The sequence below is a fragment of the Wolbachia endosymbiont of Cardiocondyla obscurior genome, assembly GCF_902713635.1.
Lineage (GTDB): Bacteria > Pseudomonadota > Alphaproteobacteria > Rickettsiales > Anaplasmataceae > Wolbachia > Wolbachia pipientis.
This window is the reverse complement of record NZ_CACTIU010000063.1, coordinates 1-7,421: the sequence shown is the minus strand read 5'-3', so window position 1 is coordinate 7,421 and position 7,421 is coordinate 1. Positions and strand designations below refer to the sequence as shown.

The 7,421-nt window shown below is 34.9% G+C and carries 8 protein-coding genes and 1 pseudogene; 4 read left to right on the top strand and 5 right to left on the bottom strand.

Annotation, left to right across the window (positions count from 1 at the left end):
• The first annotated feature begins 14 nt into the window (after positions 1–14).
• Complete coding sequence (locus WOCAOBSORBRA_RS05025) at positions 15–182, top strand: hypothetical protein (RefSeq protein WP_167471207.1); 168 nt, start codon at positions 15–17, stop codon at positions 180–182.
• 121 nt (positions 183–303) lie between these two features.
• Here WOCAOBSORBRA_RS05025 and WOCAOBSORBRA_RS05020 read toward each other — a convergent pair whose 3' ends face one another.
• From WOCAOBSORBRA_RS05020 to yihA, 4 genes are all read right to left on the bottom strand, one after another.
• Positions 304–921 carry a hypothetical protein gene (locus WOCAOBSORBRA_RS05020; protein ID WP_246165642.1) on the bottom strand — a complete coding sequence of 206 codons (618 nt, stop codon included), beginning with the start codon at positions 919–921 and terminating at the stop codon, positions 304–306.
• Positions 922–999: 78 nt separating this feature from the next.
• Positions 1,000–1,461, bottom strand: coding sequence for a dUTP diphosphatase (gene dut / locus WOCAOBSORBRA_RS05015; protein WP_006279458.1), 462 nt, complete (start codon positions 1,459–1,461; stop codon positions 1,000–1,002).
• A 414-nt stretch (positions 1,462–1,875) separates the two neighbouring features.
• Entirely contained in the window at positions 1,876–2,787 is a 912-nt protein-coding gene (gene argB, locus WOCAOBSORBRA_RS05010; RefSeq protein WP_174516058.1) for an acetylglutamate kinase, read from the bottom strand.
• Positions 2,788–2,791: 4 nt separating this feature from the next.
• The gene (gene yihA / locus WOCAOBSORBRA_RS05005) at positions 2,792–3,385 is read right to left on the bottom strand and encodes a ribosome biogenesis GTP-binding protein YihA/YsxC (RefSeq protein ID WP_010962460.1); all 594 of its coding nucleotides are present in this window, start codon (positions 3,383–3,385) and stop codon (positions 2,792–2,794) included.
• A 98-nt stretch (positions 3,386–3,483) separates the two neighbouring features.
• On the opposite strand from yihA, the gene prfA reads away from it, so the two are divergent.
• Entirely contained in the window at positions 3,484–4,563 is a 1,080-nt protein-coding gene (prfA, locus tag WOCAOBSORBRA_RS05000; protein WP_007548640.1) for a peptide chain release factor 1, read from the top strand.
• Positions 4,564–4,590: 27 nt separating this feature from the next.
• Here the strand turns inward: prfA and WOCAOBSORBRA_RS04995 are convergent, their stop codons facing one another.
• Complete coding sequence (locus tag WOCAOBSORBRA_RS04995; RefSeq protein ID WP_174516056.1) at positions 4,591–5,754, bottom strand: multidrug effflux MFS transporter; 1,164 nt, start codon at positions 5,752–5,754, stop codon at positions 4,591–4,593.
• 16 nt (positions 5,755–5,770) lie between these two features.
• On the opposite strand from WOCAOBSORBRA_RS04995, the pseudogene WOCAOBSORBRA_RS06670 reads away from it, so the two are divergent.
• Together WOCAOBSORBRA_RS06670 and WOCAOBSORBRA_RS04990 are read left to right on the top strand one after the other, a co-directional pair.
• A pseudogene (locus WOCAOBSORBRA_RS06670) lies at positions 5,771–5,928 on the top strand (N-acetyltransferase); the annotation flags it as partial.
• Between the two features lie 290 nt (positions 5,929–6,218).
• Positions 6,219–7,148, top strand: a complete 930-nt coding sequence (locus tag WOCAOBSORBRA_RS04990; RefSeq protein ID WP_174516055.1) for an AEC family transporter — start codon at positions 6,219–6,221, stop codon at positions 7,146–7,148.
• The last annotated feature ends 273 nt before the right edge of the window (positions 7,149–7,421 follow it).

Genomic DNA, 7,421 nt, shown 5'->3' with positions numbered 1-7,421 from the left:
TCTCATAAAGTGTGATGCAACAAAGCCATCCCAGTGTCAGCTACTTGGATGACAAGAAAGGGAGCACTGGAATGACATTATCTGTTGTGCAATTTACCTTCAAAAATGAATGTTTGTACAGTTATGTGTCAAGCACTGGGATGACAAGAAAGGGAACACTGGAATTTTTGTTTCAGCATTAGCCATGCATCTAAACAGATACGTTGCCTTGAGAATCGCAACATCCATGCAGTTATGCGCGTAACACTAAAAATCAAAAAAAACAAAGAGGCAGACTTAATCTACCTCTTTTATTTCACTTGGCTATACTGTCTGTTGTTGAGAAGCAACTTGTTCAACAATAAGCGAGCCTAAATAAGTGTTAACCTCTTTAGCACCCTCTTTTTCTAAACCTAATGTTTTATTCCATTCTGTTTTATCTACTGTTTCGAACTTACCTTCTTTGTTTTTCACTTCTAGTGAATCTATCTCGAAGAGTGAAGTATTGCCTAGCTTATTGGTAAACTGATTAATATCAACAATAATACGGTAGTTCTTGCCTTCTAAGCTGAAGTCTATATAATGTTTATCCTTTTCTACCTGACCTTCTTCATCTTTAACTTGGTTATTCCTTGCAATTTCCCTAAATGCGTCTTTTGTTACTAGCAACCCATCCTTAATAACCTTCAGAGCTTTCAACTCAGATATTTCGTTATTTTTGCTGATAGCATATATTGCTAAATAAGTCAGCGCAGCAGCAACAAATGCTAAAACGCCCATTCCAAGTGGTGTAGCTGCAAAAGCTGCTAGCTTGCAAGTTGAAGGCCTCCAAAGCGGTGTTGAAAGTATTGCTAATCCACCTATAACGTATATAGCAGTAAATGCAACAAATACAGTGTTTGCTTTGTGGAGCTGGCCACAATGATTTTTGAAAGTTAGCATAAACGACTTCATTTAATAAAATATTAATATGCTTAAATTGTGTATAAAAGAACTGTCATAGTCAAGCTTTTTCGTAAGCTACCTGCCGCTTGAGCCAAAGCCCCCTGCATTGCGACCGGTTTCTTCTGCGCAGAATTCTTCTCTGTCATCCCAAATTACCTGAGATACAGGAGAAATAAGGATTTGTGCGATTCTATCTCCTCTTTTTATTTCGTATGGCTGATTACTTAGATTAATTAGACAAATTTTAACTTCACCTCGATAATCAGAGTCTATAGTACCCGGAGAATTTAAGACAGTGATTCCATGTTTTGCAGCAAGACCAGAACGTGGGCGGATTTGCCCCTCAAAACCGTTTGGTATTGCAATCACAATTCCAGTTGGAACAAGTAATCTTTCAAGTGGATTTAAAACAGCAGAATCATTCAATGCAGCATAAAGATCCATGCCAGCACTCTGCGTAGTTGCATAACATGGAAGAGACAAGTCTTCTCCGTGTGATAATCTTTTTATTTCTACTTTAATTTTACTTCTTTGCACTCCAATTTACCATCTATGAAGACTCAATTATAGCATGTAAATTGTATCTGCAAAAGTGATAAATGTAAATGATGTCATTCCAGCGCGTGACGCTAGGCCATAAAATTCCTTGACAAGTTCAGTGCTCCTTTTTTTGTCATCCCAGTGCCTCTATGATGTCATTCCAGTCTGGAATCTAGTCCTTATTATGCAGCCACTTGGTTGAAATTAAGTCTTCTGGATCCCAGTGTCTGGGCACTGGGATGACATCATAAGGGCGCTGGGATGACACCCTGACAACCGTCATCCCGCTACTTGTTAGCGGGATCTAGAGATACCGCGAATGAATCGCGGTATGACGTAGATTGCTGTCATTCCAGTGTCAGCTACTTGAATGACACCCTCTTGGTATTCGTGTAGTTGCAAGCAGTATAGCTATAAATCACTCACAATCGATATGCTTGAATTACTCTCAGTAAATAAATCAAGCATAATGTTAGGTATTCTACCATCAACTATGTGAACAACTCCAGCACATTCCTCCGCCATTTTAACGTATGCCATAAGCCTTTCAATAAATTTTTCCCCTTTAATTTTCCCACAATCAATCGATGCATTTAAATTTTTAACAGATATCTTCCTGCCACCAATTTTATCTATTTCTTCATCTGTGTCACTCAAGATTATCATTTTAGATGCAGAAACTGCGATTGCGATTGCGCTTGCAGTGCTATCGGCATCAATATGATATGTTTCCCCATCTTTTCCATGACCAATTGGTGCAATAACTGGTATAAAATCTGATTCTTCAATAAAAAATAATATATCAGGATTGATTTCAGTGGGTCTACCGATGAACCCCATGTCTAATATCTTTTCGATATTATTTGATCTATCTTCTCTAAGCGTAGCGGTTATTTTTTCGGCTTTAATTAAGTTACCATCTTTTCCACATAATCCAATAGCTGAACCACCAGCAGAATTTATATGCTGAACAATTTTTTTATTAACTGAACCACACAGTGCCATTTCAATGATTTTCATAGTGTCTTTGTCTGTAAGTCTGATACCATTCACAAACTTACTGTTCATATCCAGCATTTTTAACACCGAGTTAATTTCATATTCTCCGTCATGAATTATTACCGGATTTATGCCAAGCTGCTTCAACAAGACAACATTATGCACAAAAGTATTAAATAGTGTTTCATTTAAGATTATTGTACCACCGCATTTAATGACAAAAGTCTCGCCTACAAAGCTAGGTATGTTAGATAGCACTTCAAGTAATATTTCTGCTTTTTGTTCAAATGATACCTCACCCTTTAAAAATTCACTACTCTTCATTTTTTTATCTTGTAAACTTGAAAAACTCATCTCTTACCTTGGTTATTTTATGCTTAACACGGATGCTCATTTGATGAATTGACACATTCTCATTATTAATCCATTTTTGAATATCTTCTATAACAGCACCTAAGCTTTTTTGACTTACTTTATCTATTTTTGTTAGCACAATGTTAAAGTTAATGTTATTATATATTAACCAATAAATGAAGTCTTTGTCTATTTCTTTTAATCCTACCTTGCTATCTATCAACACAAACACTCTTCTTAGATTTTCTCTTTGAATTAGATAATACTCAATTAAGTTTAAATATTGTATAATTTCCTCCTTGCCTGCATGAGAGTAGCCATACCCTGGTAGATCAACAAGTCTGAACTTATCATCGTACATAGAGTAAAAATTTATTTGTCTAGTGCATCCAGGTTTAGAGGAAACTCTGGCAGCTTTTTTGCTGTTTATCAGTAAGTTGATCAGACTGGATTTTCCTACATTTGATCTACCAGCAAACGCAATCTCTGGAGCCGACTCATTTGGTAATGATTTTATGTCCGAAGCTCCAAATATGAAATTGCAGTTTGATGTTATCTGTTTTGCCATTATATTCAACTAGAAGGTAGTAGGTATATTATAGTGTTATTGCTTGATATAAGAAATTTTTTATTTCAGTATATATTACTTAGCTAGATCTGTGCTATATGGATATGGAAAATAATTTACAAGACTTAAAGAAAAAATTTAATGATATAGAGAGGAATTTGGAAAATCCTACCAATTTAAGTCAAAAAGAATTCATTACCCTTTCAAAGGAATACTCTGAGCTCAGGCCAATAATCAAGATAATTGATGAATATAACACGCTGAAAGAGGAAATTTCAGACTTAGAAGAAATAATGAAAGATGAAAACAGCGAAGGTGATATAAAAGAGTTAGCAAAAGAAGAATTCTTCGAAAAGCACAAGGTATTATTACCAAAAATAAAAGCAAAATTAAAGTTAGCATTATTGCCCAAAGATGAAGATGACTCAAGGAATGCAATATTAGAAATTAGAGCAGGCACAGGCGGAGAAGAAGCAGCATTATTTGCAGCAATGTTATTTCGTATGTATCAAAAATATGCAGAAAGAAGAAATTGGAAGTTCGAGCCAATAAGCATTTCTAATACAGGTATAGGTGGCTATAAGGAAGCTTCTGCACTCATTAATGGAACAGAAGTTTTTGCAAGGTTGAAATTTGAATCAGGGGTGCACAGAGTACAGAGAGTGCCAGAAACTGAATCTTCAGGAAGGTTGCATACCTCTGCCGCTACTGTTGCGATATTACCTGAAGTAGAAGAAGTTGACTTTAAAATAGAAGAAAAAGACTTACGAATAGATGTTTATAGATCCAGTGGTCCTGGAGGGCAATCAGTGAATACAACCGATAGTGCAGTAAGGGTCACCCACTTGCCAACAGGGATAGTTGTGATACAGCAAGATGAAAAATCGCAGCATAAAAATAAAGCTAAAGCGCTCAAAGTATTGAGGGCAAGGCTATACGAAATTGAAAGACAAAAAAAAGAAATGGAAAGGTCAACAATGAGGAAAAGTCAGATTGGCTCTGGTGATCGTTCCGAGCGCATAAGAACATATAATTTCCCACAATCAAGAATAACAGACCACAGAATTAATCTAACTTCACATCGGCTAGAGCAGATTATAAAAGAAGGCGAACTAGATGAATTTATTGAGGCATTAATCTCACGTAATGAAGCAGAAAGATTGGCAGGGGAAAGTTAGCAGCCTACAATGGAATATCTTTATTAATTACATAGGATCTTTTAAACGCAATAGATAGACAGTAAAAACAAGTTCTAGTACTATCGCGGATAAAACAAGAACAGCTACACTAATTGTTTGACCATTGTAAATGTAGCTTGTTAAGCCGATAAAAATAGCCATGATAAAAGTTCTAATGAACGAGACTGCAGAAGAAGCTGTGCCTTTAATTTCAGGGAAAACATTTATTGATGCATTAAAAATCACTGGCTGGAAAATTGCACAACCGATAGAAAAAATAATCATAGACAGTGTTACTAAGTAGAAAGAGTGGGGTACAATTATACTGAATATTACAAGCAATAGAGACCCAATAGCACCCACGCTCGTACCAGAAATTACACACTTTATTGCTCCAAGTTTCTGCAAGATTTTGCCAGCAAATAGACTGATGAGTGAGAAGCACCCAACTATTGCACCTTGATGTAGTGCATAAATAGTGCTAGATAAACCAAAAGTCTTCATATACAGAAAAGGTCCACAAGTAATGAATGACATATACGCAGCAGAAAAGAGGCTTGACATCAAAGACAACGTAACAAACCTCGGACTAGATAGTAGTTTTCTGTAATCTTTCATCATTTTTTTCAAACTGAAAATATCGCGGTCCTTTTTTGTTTCTGGTAACGCTAAAAGCAGCAAAACCCAAGAGATTAAACAAAGTATTGCAACAGTTGCATAATTACCACGCCATCCTACAATTTCATTGATGAAACTGCCTAACACTGGCGCAATTGCCATGACAACTGTAAGAACAGAATTCATGATTCCAATAAATTTCACCGCTTCGTCGCCTTTGTAGCTGTCTGCAACGATTGCAAACACAACTACAGATGTGCTAACACCAATGCCCTGAACAAAGCGAGAGATTAAAAGCCAAAAAATCGACGGTGCAAAAACACAACCAACAGCGCCGATTAATAACAAAGTGTTACCTATGATCATAATTCTCCTTCTGGCATAGCATTCAGACAATGGACCAAAAAACAACCCTCCTATGCAAAAGCCTAGGAAATTATAAGCAATAGTTAATTGAATTATGCCTTCCGGTACGTTAAAATAGTGCACCATATCAGGAAAACTAGGTACGGAAATGTCAATTTCAATGAACTTAGCAATTAGAGACAGGATTAACAGAAATGGTAGTAACATTTGAGATTTTTAATTAATGAATAAAAATATCACATTTAAAGCGTTGAAAGAAAACATTTTTTACTGTTATTAAAATGGTTAGAAACACCTCATGTGAAGGAATGGTGGATAAATTGGACACTAGGGTTAATTAAAGAAAAATATGACAACTATGTTAAAGCTCTTACCTCTCTGCCCTAACTTTACTTATTTCCTCTTACTTTTTCAACAGTTCGTCTAAATTACTACAAGCAGTTTAATTTTTAGTAAATATGTCATTATTTAAAAATATGCAAGAAGCTTTATAGAAACTTAACATAATTTTATCATAAAAATGTCATTCTTAAGTCCTATATAAAAACGAATTTTGGCACTAATGTAATTAACTATGAGCTGGATAAATTGGAAAATAAATTTTGTTTACTTTTACAACACCTTAAGATCTAATGTCACTTTATCAATCAAAAATATTACAATAGGCTAGTATGTTCCTTACTCTTTTTCTCAAAATATTACCTATTTATATTACAATATTTATTGGTTACTTAGCAGGAAAATATCTTAAAATTGATAGAAACACTATATCTCAAATACTTTTTTATATAGCTAATCCAATAGTGATTTTATATGGAGTCTCTCATACAGAAGTTAACTTAAAAGTAATTTCTCTGCCGATTTTGATATGGTTTATAGGTAGCACTATGTCCTTATCAGTGTATTATCTTTCTTCTTTTTTATTTAAGGATAACACAAGAAACATATTAGCATTTAGCTCGGGCAGCACAAGTATGGGTTATTTTGGCCTGCCGATTGCCATGGCTTTATTTGATGAAGATTCAGTATCTGTATATGTTGTTTGTTATATAGGAATGGCGCTATTTGAAAACAGCTTAGGATTTTACATAGCTGCAAATGGTATTTATACCGCAAAAGAATGCATATTAAAGTTGTTCAAACTTCCTTCGCTTTATGCGATGGTTCTGGGCTTCTTTTTAAGTATATACGATATACAAATACCTACTTTTTTAACAGATGTTATGATGAACATTAGAAGTACATTTGTCACATTAGGAATGGTGCTACTTGGAGTGAGCATTGCGAATATTGCAAGCTTTAAAATAGATTGGAAGCTTGCTTTGATCACTATTACAGCAAAGTACGTATTCTGGCCACTGTTTGTTTTAGGAATTGTCCTTTTAGACAAGCATGTTATAGGTATATACGGTGAGAGCATATATAAAGCACTGATGTTGCTGGCTATTATTCCAGTTTCTGGGTCCAGTATAATACTTGCTAATATTTTGAATTATCAACCAGATAAAGCTACTCTGTTGCTTCTAATCAGTACTGCAGTGGGACTGTTTTATGTTCCACTAATAATATCATTATTTTTTACTAAACTTGTTCCTTTTTGATCAAAAAATTAAGCGCTTGCACAACCATTATTTGGGTAACAACACAAGACATTGATAAAACTTGAATTTATAGCTAAAGCAACTTCTACAATTTGGTAACCCGTCATCCCGCTACTAGTTAGCGCCGCGGCGGTAAATTGACCTTACCCAGAAAAAGTAGAGAGAAAGTTAAAACGTTTTTGGAGTAAAATAAAACGTTTTTTCAAAATATGACAAATAGAAGAGAATATACAGCAGAATTCAAATTAGAAGCTGTTAAGCTGGTTAAAGAAA

Coding starts and splice junctions, on each gene's coding strand:
- argB (WP_174516058.1), bottom strand. CDS start 2,787: ATGAAGAGTAGTGAATTTTTAAAGGGTGAGGTATCATTTGAACAAAAA.
- yihA (WP_010962460.1), bottom strand. CDS start 3,385: ATGGCAAAACAGATAACATCAAACTGCAATTTCATATTTGGAGCTTCG.
- WOCAOBSORBRA_RS05025 (WP_167471207.1), top strand. CDS start 15: ATGCAACAAAGCCATCCCAGTGTCAGCTACTTGGATGACAAGAAAGGG.
- prfA (WP_007548640.1), top strand. CDS start 3,484: ATGGATATGGAAAATAATTTACAAGACTTAAAGAAAAAATTTAATGAT.
- WOCAOBSORBRA_RS05020 (WP_246165642.1), bottom strand. CDS start 921: ATGCTAACTTTCAAAAATCATTGTGGCCAGCTCCACAAAGCAAACACT.
- WOCAOBSORBRA_RS04995 (WP_174516056.1), bottom strand. CDS start 5,754: ATGTTACTACCATTTCTGTTAATCCTGTCTCTAATTGCTAAGTTCATT.
- WOCAOBSORBRA_RS04990 (WP_174516055.1), top strand. CDS start 6,219: ATGTTCCTTACTCTTTTTCTCAAAATATTACCTATTTATATTACAATA.